We start from the raw sequence: 14,021 nt of genomic DNA, 5'->3' as shown, positions 1-14,021 counted from the left end.
AGTGGTATGAGTTTTTTTAGTCGCGTAAAAAGTCTTTTTAAACGTACTCCTGATGAGCAAGTACTGGGCTATTCCGTTTCAGAACTAAAGTCTGTTTTCGGGAAAGTATTGACTGAGGAGGTGGGAGAACCTTCTTATTATCCAACTCATACGTTGCTGGCCTCAGCAGGAATACAAGCGTATTACTCAAGTTTTGTCATGGATAAGGCAGATGTTGGTGCGCTGCAAGAACTCATTGATGAGCGTTTTTTGAAGATTGATGAAAGAGTTTTCAATGAATTGATTGTGACGCGCTATAAAAATCAGGTCGCGAGTGATGAGCTCATATTTTCTGTTTCGTACAAAGAGTTCAATGTGGCAACGATTCGGCTGGTCACGAACAGCGCCGAGTTGTTACGCTTGATAAAGGAAAAGAAATTTGCAGTTCCTCCGCCGTGGATAGCCTTTGAGAATTATGACCCATCTTGGTGGGGGGGTGATATGCAAGGTGCTCAAGGTTATTATAGTGATAATTATTTCTTTCCATTTTTTTCGGCTTTGAGCGTAGCAGAAAGAGTGGGTTATTATGCAAGGTACTCAGCAACTGATGAGTGGATTAAGAGTTTGGATTTGATGTTGGACATCTGATGGCGGTTTGCTTTTGATCGTCTTGGACGAATGAACGTATATCCGCAGTGCGGAGCGTATATGGTAACCCCCCCCCCCCCCCTGATGTCTAGCAAAAAATAGAATATGCTGTGTTAGACGTATTGGTTGTAGTTAAGTAAGAATTAAAAGGAGTGGTCGTAATGAGTAAGGAGAAGAGAATTGATGTTATGGCAGTTAAGAAACGCTTGGAGGTGCTAATTCCCCAATATATTAATTCTTTGTCTAATAAAGGCAGTGAAGATTATGAGGGTTCGTTTTATATTTTTGAGTTCGATGAGCAGCTTTTAAAGGCACTCACTAAAACAGCGTATGCTGAGAAGTACCTAGATTATGATTTTTTTATGGGGCTTCTACATTCGATTGTTGTTAATTATGGTGTCATTGAACCTGAGTTAATAGCGAAAAGAATTAATGAGTATGTTGAGTCGACAAGTGATAGTCGAGACTGGGTTGCAATATTTCCATTTATTTTTAATCAGGCACTATCAGGTTTTCTTCGCGGAAAAAGTACAAATAATGATCTTAGATATGGGGTGTTCGCGATCAAAACTGCTCCTCATACATATGAGCAACTAAGCGAGGTGTTGGGGCGTGAGTTTGATATTGAAGGTCTTTCTAAAGTAGACCATAAGCATCAGACCTTTCAAGGCAGCGGATCAATAGCAAAGTGCCCATTGATAATGTTTGATGTGCACGGAGCACAGGATGCAGCATTTAACTATGGCAAGTGGAAAGTACGGTATCTAATTAGCCTGTTGGAGGTCTATGGAGTTTTGGCGGGTTGTAAAGGGATTTCTTGGGCTGGAAACGAAATTGAGACAAATCACGTTTTTCTCGTTAATAAGACTACAGGGGCAATAGAACGATCACCAATCAGGATGCCCACTAGGATAAATGTTGATCCTAGCTATAAATTTTATGAGTCATTGGATGGTGAGTTTAGTATCTTCTCGAATATGGTAATCAATCATAATGACAAGCTATTTGTTAGGCTTAAGAGTGCTTTGAATTTTTTCTCTAGAGGGTTGAATGGGGCGGATAGAGTGCTGGGTTTTGTATCTTATGTAATAGCAATTGAAGCTATTTTTTCCCGTGATAAACATACGCCAATTAGAATTACCCTCGCTGAATATATAGCGCTACTTTGCTATCCTTCTGAAGAGCGAGTTAAAGTATATGGTGATGTAAAGTCTATTTATGATGCTCGTTCAGCTCTTGTACATACCGGTAAAATTGAGATTGATGATGATCTTATAAGAAAGGCAGAAGCTATATCAGCAAAAACTATCCTATATACTTTTAGGTTGTACGATAAATTAAATTCTTCAGGAAATGGCAAGATTGAAGAAAGATTTTTCAATCATCTTCGTGATTTGAGATTAGGGGTTGTTGGTGAAGATTGATTAATTGAATGTTGGATGGGGTTTTGTTGACAAAAAATCTATAGGTTCTGTATAGGGTTTTTGGACTGAAGTGAGGAAAGGTAGCAATAGGCGAGGAGTCGAAGTTTATTGTTATAAATGAAAACTCCGAGCCTATCTATTAATCCAGTATCATCGTGTTTAGCGCATTTCATAGGGAGTTCAGATATGCAAGAGCGTCCACCTGCGACGCCATCTTCTATCGATCCAGTTAGGGCTTCTCCTTTTTGCGCACCGTGTATTTTGGTTTTTTAGCATTCAAAAACTAATAAGTTGCAATTGTGAAATTTGCTGGAATATCAAATTTTCCTGTTTTCCTGTTTTCGTATCCGTCTGGGTATTACTTGTCATTACACAAATATATTGCCATTTATGCATTTATAAGGTTGTAGGCAAGGGCCGCGCCTAAGCTATCAAGAAAATGCTCAATAGCTTTTCAGTGAAGTTAGAATAGTGACCCTTGACGCTGTTTCGTATTTAAGATTTCGATAGGGATATTATAGAGCGCGCTCATGCCATTACGAAAATCCTTGATGCCTCCATAGCTTGGGTGGCGGATGGCGATCACTTCGACTCCAAAACGGCTAGCATAACTCAAGGCGTCCTGACCGATCGCAACTACCCTACGTACTTTAAGCCATTTGATCAGCATCTCATTCAAGATTTCGACTTGTTGAAGCTCGCGTGCTGTGAACTTACGGTTGGAGAACGGATTGCCTGGTTCATGAGGATGAAAGGGAAAAACGTTCCATAACAAAGGAGGTAAAGCGACTGAGCGCAAAACCGACCAAATTTCCGATGCAGTACGTTCCGCGATAGCAGGTCCCACAGTTGCTTGTTTGAAGTTTGAACCGGGATAACGTTGCGTCATTTCAGGCAGATGGTACTCATCTGTCAGAGCCAATCCGGTTCGGCGGCCACCACGGTAACCTAGGTCACGCCCCATCCAGATTGTATCTACACCAATTTCCAGAGCTGCCTTTAGGTACCCCTTCAGGTTGCGTCGGCGTGCAGATGCAGCATCTGCACGGTCGTGGACCGGACACGTGTCAGCATAGGGATTGAATACATTGTCCAGTTTCAGTTCGGATAGGGCGTTCACAAAGGCTGTAGGTGTCATGGCGATCAATTCTTGGCAGGAGGTAAAAAATCCATGGTGTGTTTGAGCACATCTACGATCACGGTGCCCCCGCGATGCTTCTGCAACTGTCGGAAAATCTCAAAGCCTACCACTATAGCTTTTTCCCACTGCCATATTTGACATTTTTCAACTTCGTAACCTTGGACCATGCTGCTGATCTGCTTGAGAACACGATAGTCCAAGCCTCGATGCTGGTCTTCGGCATAAGATTTTTGCTCCTTGGCATGGTTAAAAATCCAGGTTGCGATGCCTTCTTCGATAATCATCGCACGGGCCCCATCTTCGTTTTCATCGATTTTGGCGTTTGACTTGCGCTTACGCTTTAGCAATCCACGCAGCACTGGTGACCATCCGAGAAATGCTAAATATGCTAGGTGAAAAACATCGTGAAAACGGTAGTCGTCGGGTTCATTACTGTTGTCTGTGAGCCGGTCTCCAATGAATACTCCATGTAGGCTTTGAACAACGTGGCCTTTTTCGCGGGTACCTCTTTCTATGAACGTTATTTCAAGTATCGGGGGAAACTGCTCATGTTCAGCATAGCCAACATCAAAAGGGGTTGGATAAATAGCTTCTTTTCCAGGCCACCGGCTATGGATTTTTTTAAGATTTGAGCGTGCTACGTCTTCCAGCCTCAAGTCGAAGCTTGCGCATGCAGTTGCGAGCTCGGCGAGGTGTTTTCCCATATTTTCGGCACGGGCCAAATGGCTCATCGACTGGTATTCCGATAACGAAGTGTTAGCCATGATGCCTGAGTGGTAAGCGAGGTTGCCAAGCTGGGAGGAGCGATCAATAGATTCTGGAGTTCTGCGGATTTCCATCAGGCTATCGATGTGACGGAAGGTAACGGGGGTGACGGGGTCGAGCTTGGATTCTTGGTATTTTATGCGCAATAACCTAATGCATTGGTCGCCTATTTGGTCGGCATCCACTTCCAGAAATCCTGCGATGTTGACTAGATACCACAAAGCATCGCCCAGCTCTTCTCCAGCCATCTCTGTCTCGGTTGTCGCAAGCTTGTCTCGGCCTGATTTTTTAAGTGCTGACAGTAGCCCACCAATTTCACCGAAGTAACCAAATATGATTTTTTGAAAACCACCCTCATCTTGTTGGAACTGGTTGGTTGAAAACGCTTTTCGCTTGTAATCGAGAATCGAGAGTGACTCAAGCTGGGGCATAGGTTTAGACATGGAAATTCCCTTTATCCATTTGTTAAGCGCTTCGCGAAATGCTTCGGTGCAGCAAAGTATCTCTGATGAATCTGTTTTGTGTGCTGACAATGATTTATGCTTGTGCGGCTCTCATATTCTATTTACTAGCGGAATGTGTATTGTGCTAATCTTATCCGGTACATGTGGGTGGTGGTCTTCACCAATCTATAGATCGGTCATGAAGATTCGTGGAAGTTTCACCAGCATGTAGGGCGACCGAGATTTCCCCTTTGTGGAAGTTCAGCGAACCAATTTAAAACTTCATTTCTAAAGGTGTTTGAAAAGATAGATCGAAAATTTCGGCCTTTTGGGAATAAATCGTCGCCTTCAAGATCACGTAAATGGGGGGGGATTATTGGTGCGCTCGATCCCCAATATACAAAATCCACACCGATTAGGACATTGTCAGAGCCTAGATCTCTCTTCAGGTTGTCAGTGTTCACCAATCCGCCATCAAAACTGTGATGAGAGTCTTCCTGAATCCATTGGCCATTATCAACGTGATAAATATTGTCACCGTATGCTGCGGCCTTGCTAGAGCTAAAATTAACTTTTTTTGCTGAAAATCTAGGGTCGTCCCAGTATTGTTGAAATGTTATTTTCTCAGAAACTCGCATGGCAAAAATTATTGTCCCCGGCATATTTAGCTCTTTGCTTCCGCAGCCAATGACGAGGTCTCCCACTTGTGCTCCCTTCCTTATCTGGGGCTTACAAGTTGCGAGAGTACAGATGCCATGAAATGGGTTGGGAGCGAACCCGAAATCTCTAGATAGTTTATAGGAATAGACTCTAGGTAGATTCATTGGCATCGGACCCTGTCTATTTTGCGTTTCCCAGCCTCGGATCCGTTTGGACTTTCCCATACTGATTTGCCTTTGAGAGCATCAGGAAGCTGGGGACTGCCTATGCATACAACGGAGGTAGCTAGGTCATCGAAGGTCTGGGGGAGAGAGTTGATATCTTCAACGACTGCGATGATCTTCTTTCCCAAACTACCAGCATAGCCAGCAGCAGTCATTGTGCCCTCAGATTCCTCTTTGGGTATAAGGAATATACAGATTTCTGCATTATCGATGCAGCTTTTAACCACTTCAGGAACGCTGAGACTTCTGGATTGTGCTGCTTCTACTATCTCTTGGTCGGCCGCCGCCGTACACACGTTAAAGCCTTCATCTGCGAGCTGTGTAGAAATTGGCGGCACTTTTTTTTCAAGCCCGATCGTAAATACGATGCATGCCTTTGCATTGGACATAGCTATACCTTTGATAACTGGAATTCAGAGTTTTAATCGGATTGTTCTAGGCAGGCTTTATGCGTGCGTCAAAATTTTTGCTAATTAAGCAAAGAAGTCCTCATGCATGCGTTTGTGTCAAATATTTCGACCGAATTTATCTCATAATACCAATCTGCCACAAGCAGAAAATGGCTATATCGGTCGCAATTTTTTATGTTCGGAAAATTGCTGTGTTTGTATACAGTATATTTGTGATAAAATCTGATGGACTAATAAATGAGTTTTCCTGCGCGATTGATTATAGTGATTACTCAACCATCTCTCTCTCACAAGCTCTCTCTCAATTACCTCTCCCTCAACGCCTCACTCTCCCCCTTCAACACCGGCTTCAACAAATAATCCATCACGCTCTTCTCCCCGGTAATGATATCCACCGTCGCCACCATCCCCGGAATAATCAGCAGCGGCCGCTCATCCTCACCCAGATGATTTCTATCCGTCCGTACCTGTATCAGATAAAAACTGTTCCCCTTGTCATCCGTGACCGTATCCGCGCCAATCATCTCCAGCCGCGCCGGCAACCCGCCATAAATCGTGTAGTCATACGCGCTGAATTTGACCATCGCTTTTTGCCCCGGATGCAGGAAGGCAACATCCTGCGGACGAACCTTGGCTTCGATCAGCAGGTTGTCTTCCAGCGGGACGATTTCCAGCAGGTCGCTGCCGGGCTGGACGACGCCGCCGATAGTGTTGACCTTGAGGGTCTTGACGATGCCGTGTACCGGGGAGGTGACGGTGGTGCGGGTCATGCGGTCGTCGATGGCGATGCGGTTGGCGCTGATTTTGGCGAGGTCGGAGCGTTTTTCGTTGAGTTCGCGGGAGGCTTCGCTGCGGAAGGTCAGTTCCGATTCCTGGATTCTGCTTTTGATTTCGTTGATGGCGGCTTCGGCGCGGGGGATGGCCAGGGTGTTGGCGTTCATCGAGCCGCGCATTTCCACGGCGTTGCGTTTGAGGCGCAGGATTTCCACGGGCGAGACGGCGCCTGAGCCTACCAGCGGGATCGACATGTCCAGTTCCTGCTGCACCAGTGCAAGGCTGTTGCGGAACTGTTCCTGGCGGGAGCGAAATTCGGCCAGTTCCTGGGTTTTTTGCCTGAGTTGTTCGTTGAGGGTGCGTTGTTCTCCGTCCAGACGCCTCTGACGGGACTCATGCAGCGCACGTTCATCGGCGGCGACTTGCGGGGCTTTGTCGAGCAGTTCCTGGGGCAGCAGCAAGGGCCGTCCTTCGGCTTCGGCGGCCAGGCGTTCGACCTGGGCGGTGAGGGTCAGGCGGTCGACTTCGCTTTCGCCCCGGTTGGACAGAAAGCGGGTGTCGTCCAGGCGCAGCAGGGTATCGCCCTTGTTCACTACCTGGCCTTCGCGCACGAAGATCTCGGTGACGATGCCGCCTTCCAGATTCTGGATCACCTGAACCTTGCTGGACGGAATGGCCTTGCCTTCGCCGGTGGTGACTTCCTGCAGCACGGCATAGTTTGCCCAGATCAGCGCGGTCAGGATCAGCGCCGTGGCGACCCAGACCGTGAGGCGTTGTGAGTCTGATGAATCTTGCTGCAGGGCGCTGTTGCGTTCGCTCATGAAGGCGAGTTCTGGCTTGAAGCGGCGGCGCAATCCGTAGGTGACTGACATGATAAGGCTCCTCAAACAGGTGCTTGGCCGACCTGGCCCTTGCGCAGCGCTTCGATCACAGCCGCCTTGGGGCCGTCGGCCACCAGCTTGCCGTTGTCCAGAACCAGCAGCCGGTCCACCAGGCTCAGCATCGACATGCGGTGGGTGACCAGCAGCAGGGTTTTGCCGGGCATCAGTTGATGCAGGTGCTGGCGCAGGATGTCTTCGCTGACGTTGTCCATGTGGCTGGTGGGTTCGTCCAGCAGCATGATCGGCGGGTCGCGCAACAGCGCCCGGGCCAGCAACACGGCCTGACGCTGACCACCGGACAGCAACTGGCCGCGCTCGCCCACGGGGCGATCGAACCCTTGGGGATGCTTGAGGGCCAGTTCGTCGATGCCGGTAAGACGTGCGACTTCCAGCATGCGGGCGTCGCTGGTGTGACGAGCGCCAAGGGTCAGGTTGTCGCGCAGGCTGCCGGCCAGCAGCGGCATGTCATGGGCGACGTAGCCGATCTGTTGGCGCAGGGCGGTGATTTCCAGTTGCCGCAGGTCGAGGCTGTCCAGCAGCAACTGGCCTTCGTCGGGGGTATAGAAGCCCATCAGCAGCCGCGCCAAGGTGCTTTTGCCCGAGCCGCTGCGACCGATGATGCCGATCCGCTCGCCCGGTTCGACACTGAAGCTGATGCCGTGCAGTGCCGCTGCGCCTTGCTGGCCATAGGCGAAGCTGACGTTGCTGGCAGTCACCGCACCCTTGAGGGGCGGGCATTGCAGCGGTCGCTGGTGGGTGTCTCGTTCCTGAGGCAAGGCCATCAGGGTGTCGGTGCTTTTCATAGTCAGTTGCGCTTGTTGATAGCGGGTGATCAGCCCGGCGATCTGACCCAGCGGTGCCAGCACGCGGCTGCCCAGCATGTAGGTGGCCACCAGCGCGCCGACGCTCAGGTTGCCGGCGATGATGCTGTAGACCCCGGCGACGATGGTCGCCATGCCGCAGAACTGCTGGATGAACAGAGTGCTGTTGCTGGCCAGTGCGGCCAGGTGGCGAGCGTGGTTGTCCAGGCGGGTGAGGGTGCCGTGGGTACTTTCCCACTGATGCTGGCGTTCGCCTTCGGCATTGCAGGCCTTGAGGGTTTCCAGGCCGCCGAGGGTTTCTACCAGCAAGGCCTGCCGCGCTGCGCCCAGGCTCAGGCTTTTTTGTACGGTGTCGCGTAACAAAACCTGGATTGTCCAGGCAAGGGCGACGGTCAGCGGGAAGGCGATCATCGGGATCAGCACCAGCCAGCCGCCCAGCAGGCCGATGACGCCGAGCATCAGCAGCGCGAAGGGCAGGTCGATCAGGCTGGTGAGGGTGACGGCGGTCAGAAACTCCCGAAGCCCCTGAAAGTCATGAATGCTCTGGGCAAAGCCACCCACCGTGGCCGGGCGGTTTTGCAGGTGCATGCCGATGATGCGTTCAAACAGGGTCGCGGACAGGATCAGGTCGGTCTTGCTGCCGGCCTGATCCAGCAAGCGGGCGCGAATCAGCCTTAATCCCAGCTCGAACAGGGTGCCGATCAGCAGCCCGATTGCCAGCACCCACAAGGTGGCGGTTGCCTGATTGGGCACGACGCGATCGTAGGTCTGCATGACGAACAGCGGCACCATCAGGCCCAGCAGGTTGATCAACAGGCTGGCAAGAATCGCATCGCCGTAGAGCCCGCGAGACAGTTTAAGGGTGTCGCGAAACCAGGTCTTGACCCTCGGCAGCAGCGGGGCGCGCAGTTGCTCCAGCTCATGCAGCGGGCGTGCGAACAGGGCTTGGCCGGTGTAATGACGGGCCAGTTCTTCCCGGCTGATCCACTGCTCGCCGCCTTCGTTTTCGCTGGGCAGGATCAGCGCTTGTCCGTCATCGCCCCAGCGGCTCAGGACGGCGCAGCGCTGGTGGTCGAGCAACAGCAGGACTGGCAGGTTCAGGCTGTCGATGGCGTTCAGTTCACGTCGCAGCCAGCGAGCCTGCAATCCGGCATTGGCGGCGGCCCGAGGCAGTTGCGCAGTGCTCAAGCGCTGCCGGGCCAGCGGCAACCCGGAACTCAGACTGGCACGGCTGGTGGTGCAGCCATGCAGGTTGCAGAGGATCAGCAGGCCATCGAGCAAGGGATCGTCGTCGTTCGGCACAGGGTCGAGGGCGGCGGACAGTTCCATACGATTCACAGGGGAGCTCCCATAGAACAGATGATTTAACGTGTGGGAGGCAGCTTGCTGGCGACTTCAGCGTACAGACGCAGAATATCTGCCGGTTCACAGGCCTTTTCGCCAGCAAGCTGCCTCCCACAAAACGGGTCGGCTTTAATCTGGAGTGGTTTTATTTATTTCAGCGACGGCAAGCGCGCCTGGTTTTCCACTTCGTTCAGCGCCACCGCTTCGGCTGGCAGCACCACGCGCTGTTTGCGCAGCAGTTCTCCTTCGCTGGCCAGTACGCGGTACATGGCCAGTTCTTCGGTGTAACGCACTTCGGTGTAGCGGCGGCTGGCGTTGTACAGCTCGTTTTCGCTGTCCAGCAGGTCGAGCAGGGTGCGTTGGCCCAGGCCGAACTGGTCCTGGTACGCGGCACGCACGCGGGTGGTGGAGGTCACGTAGTCTCGGGCAATCGGGGTTTGCAGGCGGGCGTTGTCCATGGCGTTCCAGGCCAGCGACATGTTTTCGTTGAGCATGCGCAAGGCGTTGTTGCGGATGTCCAGGGCCTGGCCGGTCTTGTAGGCGTTGGAGCGCAGGCGCGACTTGTCCCGGTTGCCGTTGAACAGGTTGTAATTCATCACCACGGCGGCCCGCCATTCCTTGTCGTGGCCTTCCTCGCCTTGCAGGTTGTCATTGGCGCCCACAGCCAGTTCCGCATCGAAGCGCGGGTAGAAGGGCGCTTTCGAGCTTTCATACTGTTTCTCGGCGGCCTGCACATCGGCCTGTGCCGATTTCAGATAAGGGTTGTTGAGCAGCATGCTCTGCTGGGCATCGGACAGGCTCAGCGGGACCTCGCCCTTGATGGACGGCGGGGTTTCCAGTTCGTCCGGCAGGCGGCCCACGGCACTGGCAAAGCTGGCTTCGGCATCCGCCAGTTCCACCTGAGCGGTATGGAAGTTGTTCTGCGCCAGCGCCCGGCGAGCCAGGGACTGCTCGCGATCCGCTGCGCTGCCCACGCCACGTTCGCTGCGCAGGGTGATCTGGTCATTGATGCGCAAGTGCGCCTGCAGGTTGTTGCGGGCCAGGGTCAGCAATTCACGGCACTTGAGCACGTCGAGATAAACCTCGATGGCGCGCAGGGCCAGGCTCTGTGAAGTGCCTTGGACGTAATAGGCACGGGAGTTGACCACCGCCTGGGTGCGGCCCACTTCGTTGGGGGTGTTGAAGCCGTCGAACAGCAACTGGCGCAGGCGCAGTTCGGACTGGGTGTAATTGAGGATCTGCGAGTCATGGCCATAGAGGGCGCGTGTGCTGGGGCTGTCGGTCTTCTGCCGTCCGTAGGTGGCCACCACATCCACGGTGGGCAGGTAGCCGCCTTTGGCAACGTTCAGTTCTTCACCGGCAGACAGTCTTTCGTTCTTGCTGGCCTGGATTTCCGGGTGATGGTCCAGGGTGTTCTGGATCGCTTCGGTCAATGTAATGGCTTGCGCTTGCGCACAGGCCACCGCAAGCACGACGGCGCTGTAAAGCGGGGTCAAATCGCGCATGAATACGTCTCCCTTCGTAAAAGTGTTCCGCGGGTCAATAAAATGACTTTTTCGTGCAGTCAGCCGTGTCAGGCTTGTAACAACACAGCTAAGAACAACTTTTGAGAAAGCTCAGACGTTTATTTCATATGCCTTATGCCGAAAAAAACTTATGCAGTTTTCCGAATTGCGACGATGGTTGTTTTTGTCAGGCCCTTTTATTCAGCCACTTAAATGCGATTTTTTAGATTTTTTGGCTTTCGACGGAATTATGTCGGCATGTGAAGCGCATGAAATTGCATGTGAAAACAACAGATTGATCAGGTGACGATTTTTTGTCGCGAAAAGGTTGTCGGGGTTTTATCTGTTGCAGGGGCGAGCCAATTCAAGAGCAGGTCCGAGGGTTCTCGGGCTCGATCGTTACGAAAAAGGGAGGGAATATGGCCAGGGTGATCGGTACGGTACGACAAGCGGTGGGCGATGTTGTAGCAGTGTCGAGCAGTGGTACTCAGCGGATGTTGAGTGAAGGCGATCGAGTGTTTGCAGGTGAGCGGCTACAGACCGGCACCACAGGCGCGATTGTTGTGCAGCTTGAGGGCGGCGGTGAGCTGACGCTGGGACGCGAAAGCCGTCTGTTGCTGGAGCCAGCGTTGCTCGACGGCCAGCCCGCCCATGTGGAAACCCTCGACCCGATCACCCCGACACTCGGAATGCTGGCGGCTGTCGAGCAGGCCACGGGGCTGGACGAGGAGCCTGTGCAGGGCGGCGATGAAACAGTCAGTGCAGAGGGCGGCGGGCACACTGCCGTGATACTCCATGAAACGGGCGCAGAAGTGACGCCTGTCACAGGCTTTGCTACTCAGGGGCTGACCCTGGTGCCGCTGTTCCCCGAGGGGCAGGCCGAGTTCCTGCGCGGCGTGGCCAGTGAGCCACCCGGCGCGGTGGTAATACCGCCGATTGTGGAACCGCCCATCACCGAGCCGCCGGTCGTGGAGCCACCTGTGGAACCGCCCATCGACCCTCCGGTCGAGCCCCCCGTGGATCATTGCGTCCAGGTGTCGTGCAGCGCGCTCACCTTCAATGAAGCCAACCTGTGTGGCGGTTCGCAGCCCGATGCCGGAAAGCTGACTCAGCAGGGGACGTTCACGGTCAGCGCGCCTGACGGGCTGCAATCCCTGACGGTCGGCGGTATCGAGGTGGTGGTTGCCGGTGTCGTGATGGGCTTTCCCCTGACGGCCCTTACCGCTCTGGGCAACAGCCTGAGCATTACGGGGTATGACCCGCAGAGCGGGGTGGTCAGTTATAGCTACACCTTGCTCGACTCGCTGGAACACCCCGAAGGCGAGGGGGCCAATAGTGTCGGTGAGCAGATTGAGGTGATCGCCACGGACCGCGACGGTGATTCAGGTTCGGCTCACCTGGATATTTCCATCATCGACGATGTGCCGATGGCGGCCGATATCGAACTGTCGGTGCCGTGCCCGCCGCCTGGCTGCGAGGTCGAGCCGAGCCGTGTGGTCAGTGGCAGCCTGCTGACTGGCGGAGCGTTTGGCGCTGATGGCGGGTTCGTCAAATCCATCACGCTGGAGGGCGTGACTTACCTCCATGATCCAAGTGGCATCCATATTGTGGATTACACGGGTTGTGGCGGCTCCAGGCTGGTCGGTTTCGATCCGGTCACTCACGAACTTACCCTGCTCAGCAGCACGGGCGGGACGTTGCTGGTGAACATGGACAGCGGCGCTTTCAGCTACACGCCGGGTGCTGTGGGGAGCCCCATGACCGAGCAGATCGGTTTTGTGCTCAGCGACAACGACGGCGATCTGTCCGGCGCTGACCTGTCGATTCAGGTTCCGGCGTGGCAGGGGCCGCAAGCGGTGGCCGACCACATCATCACCAACATTCTGGCACCCTGTATCGAGGTGCCCGGCGCAGTCTTGCTGGCCAATGATCGCTCGCCCCAGGGGGATCCGCTGAGCGCGACGCCGACGGTTTTCCATACCGGCTGGCGTGCGCCTGGCGCGGATTTCACCGCCTGCCTGCCCGGCACTATCGACTTCAAGGGCACGCGGGACAAGGTCGAAAACCAGGTGCGTGACTTGCAGCGCAGCGACTTTTACGTCAATAGCGCGGTGACCGCGACCGTGTTGCTCAACGGTTACCTGGGTGCCTGGCAGATCGATACCTATAACCACCAGGACATCCTCAATATCGAACTCAAGGCCGGAGAAACCCTGACCGTCGATACCCGCTACCTGTCCGATCAGATCGGGCTGGCCTGGAAAATGGACAACAACGGTGAATTTCAGCCTCTGGACGCGAGCGGCACGATCACTGCCACTGAGGACAATGTCTATCGCCTGATCCTGATTCATCAGCCTGATCCGGGCGTGGTCAACAAAGGGCTGGCTTACCAGATTGGCCTGACCATCGATTACAGCGCGGTGGACAGCACCCCGACTTATCACGGCAGTTACATCGCCAACGATGCCCATGGCGGCAGCGATGTGGCGCCGGTCAGTATCGATTATCAGCAGGGGCATGCCCTGATCGGCACCGATGGCGATGATGTGCTGCTGGCTGGGAGCGGAAACGACTGTCTGTACGGCGGCGATGGCAACGATCTGCTGATTGGCGGTGCCGGTAACGACACACTGACCGGCGGCGCAGGTCAGGACACCTTCATGTGGCTGGCGGGGGATACCGGGCATGACCGGATTGTCGATTTCACCTTTGGTGCCGACAAGCTCGATCTGTCGCAGCTATTGCAGGGCGTGGGCGATTCGCTGGATGACTATTTGCACTTCAAGGTGTCGGGCAGCGGGGTAAACCTGGTGTCGAGCATCGAGGTGGGTGCCAGCGGCGGTGCGGCAAGCCAGACCATCGATCTGGCGGGTATCGATCTGGCCGGGCATTACGGGGTGACCACGGGCGCGGGCGGCTGGGTCGCCAGTGGCGCGGACACGGCTTCGATCATCAACGGCATGCTGGGGGATCATTCCCTCAAGGTCGATACGGTCTGA

The 14,021-nt window shown here is 53.5% G+C and carries 10 protein-coding genes; 3 read left to right on the top strand and 7 right to left on the bottom strand.

Annotated elements, in window-relative coordinates; translation table 11 throughout:
- Positions 1–6: 6 nt before the first annotated feature.
- Both KQP88_RS16680 and KQP88_RS16675 read left to right on the top strand, forming a co-directional pair.
- The gene (locus KQP88_RS16680; protein WP_216703658.1) at positions 7–627 is read left to right on the top strand and encodes a hypothetical protein; all 621 of its coding nucleotides are present in this window, start codon (positions 7–9) and stop codon (positions 625–627) included.
- A 161-nt stretch (positions 628–788) separates the two neighbouring features.
- Positions 789–2,051: a HEPN domain-containing protein gene (locus KQP88_RS16675; RefSeq protein WP_216703657.1), complete on the top strand. Its 1,263-nt coding sequence runs from the start codon at positions 789–791 to the stop codon at positions 2,049–2,051.
- Between the two features lie 463 nt (positions 2,052–2,514).
- On the opposite strand, the gene KQP88_RS16670 is transcribed toward KQP88_RS16675, so the two are convergent.
- The 7 genes from KQP88_RS16670 to KQP88_RS16640 all read right to left on the bottom strand — a co-directional run bounded on the left by KQP88_RS16670 (position 2,515) and on the right by KQP88_RS16640 (position 11,019).
- Positions 2,515–3,189 carry a uracil-DNA glycosylase gene (locus KQP88_RS16670; protein WP_216703656.1) on the bottom strand — a complete coding sequence of 225 codons (675 nt, stop codon included), beginning with the start codon at positions 3,187–3,189 and terminating at the stop codon, positions 2,515–2,517.
- Between the two features lie 5 nt (positions 3,190–3,194).
- Positions 3,195–4,400 carry a hypothetical protein gene (locus KQP88_RS16665; protein ID WP_216703655.1) on the bottom strand — a complete coding sequence of 402 codons (1,206 nt, stop codon included), beginning with the start codon at positions 4,398–4,400 and terminating at the stop codon, positions 3,195–3,197.
- Positions 4,401–4,618: 218 nt separating this feature from the next.
- The gene (locus tag KQP88_RS16660; RefSeq protein ID WP_221592356.1) at positions 4,619–5,224 is read right to left on the bottom strand and encodes an Nmad2 family putative nucleotide modification protein; all 606 of its coding nucleotides are present in this window, start codon (positions 5,222–5,224) and stop codon (positions 4,619–4,621) included.
- Complete coding sequence (locus KQP88_RS16655; protein ID WP_216703653.1) at positions 5,221–5,673, bottom strand: TIR domain-containing protein; 453 nt, start codon at positions 5,671–5,673, stop codon at positions 5,221–5,223. Before KQP88_RS16655 ends, KQP88_RS16660 begins: the two co-directional genes overlap by 4 nt.
- A gap of 326 nt (positions 5,674–5,999) precedes the next feature.
- Positions 6,000–7,340 carry an HlyD family type I secretion periplasmic adaptor subunit gene (locus tag KQP88_RS16650; protein ID WP_216703652.1) on the bottom strand — a complete coding sequence of 447 codons (1,341 nt, stop codon included), beginning with the start codon at positions 7,338–7,340 and terminating at the stop codon, positions 6,000–6,002.
- A gap of 11 nt (positions 7,341–7,351) precedes the next feature.
- Positions 7,352–9,499: a type I secretion system permease/ATPase gene (locus tag KQP88_RS16645; protein ID WP_216705980.1), complete on the bottom strand. Its 2,148-nt coding sequence runs from the start codon at positions 9,497–9,499 to the stop codon at positions 7,352–7,354.
- Between the two features lie 164 nt (positions 9,500–9,663).
- Positions 9,664–11,019 (bottom strand): TolC family outer membrane protein, encoded by a 1,356-nt coding sequence (locus KQP88_RS16640; RefSeq protein WP_216703651.1) that lies wholly within the window; start codon positions 11,017–11,019, stop codon positions 9,664–9,666.
- A gap of 419 nt (positions 11,020–11,438) precedes the next feature.
- Here KQP88_RS16640 and KQP88_RS25385 point away from each other — a divergent pair, with 419 nt between their 5' ends.
- The gene (locus KQP88_RS25385) at positions 11,439–14,021 is read left to right on the top strand and encodes a retention module-containing protein (RefSeq protein ID WP_216703650.1); all 2,583 of its coding nucleotides are present in this window, start codon (positions 11,439–11,441) and stop codon (positions 14,019–14,021) included.

It is taken from the genome of Pseudomonas lijiangensis, from assembly GCF_018968705.1.
Classification (GTDB): Bacteria; Pseudomonadota; Gammaproteobacteria; order Pseudomonadales; family Pseudomonadaceae; genus Aquipseudomonas; species Aquipseudomonas lijiangensis.
This window is presented reverse-complemented; position numbering and strand designations above follow the sequence as displayed.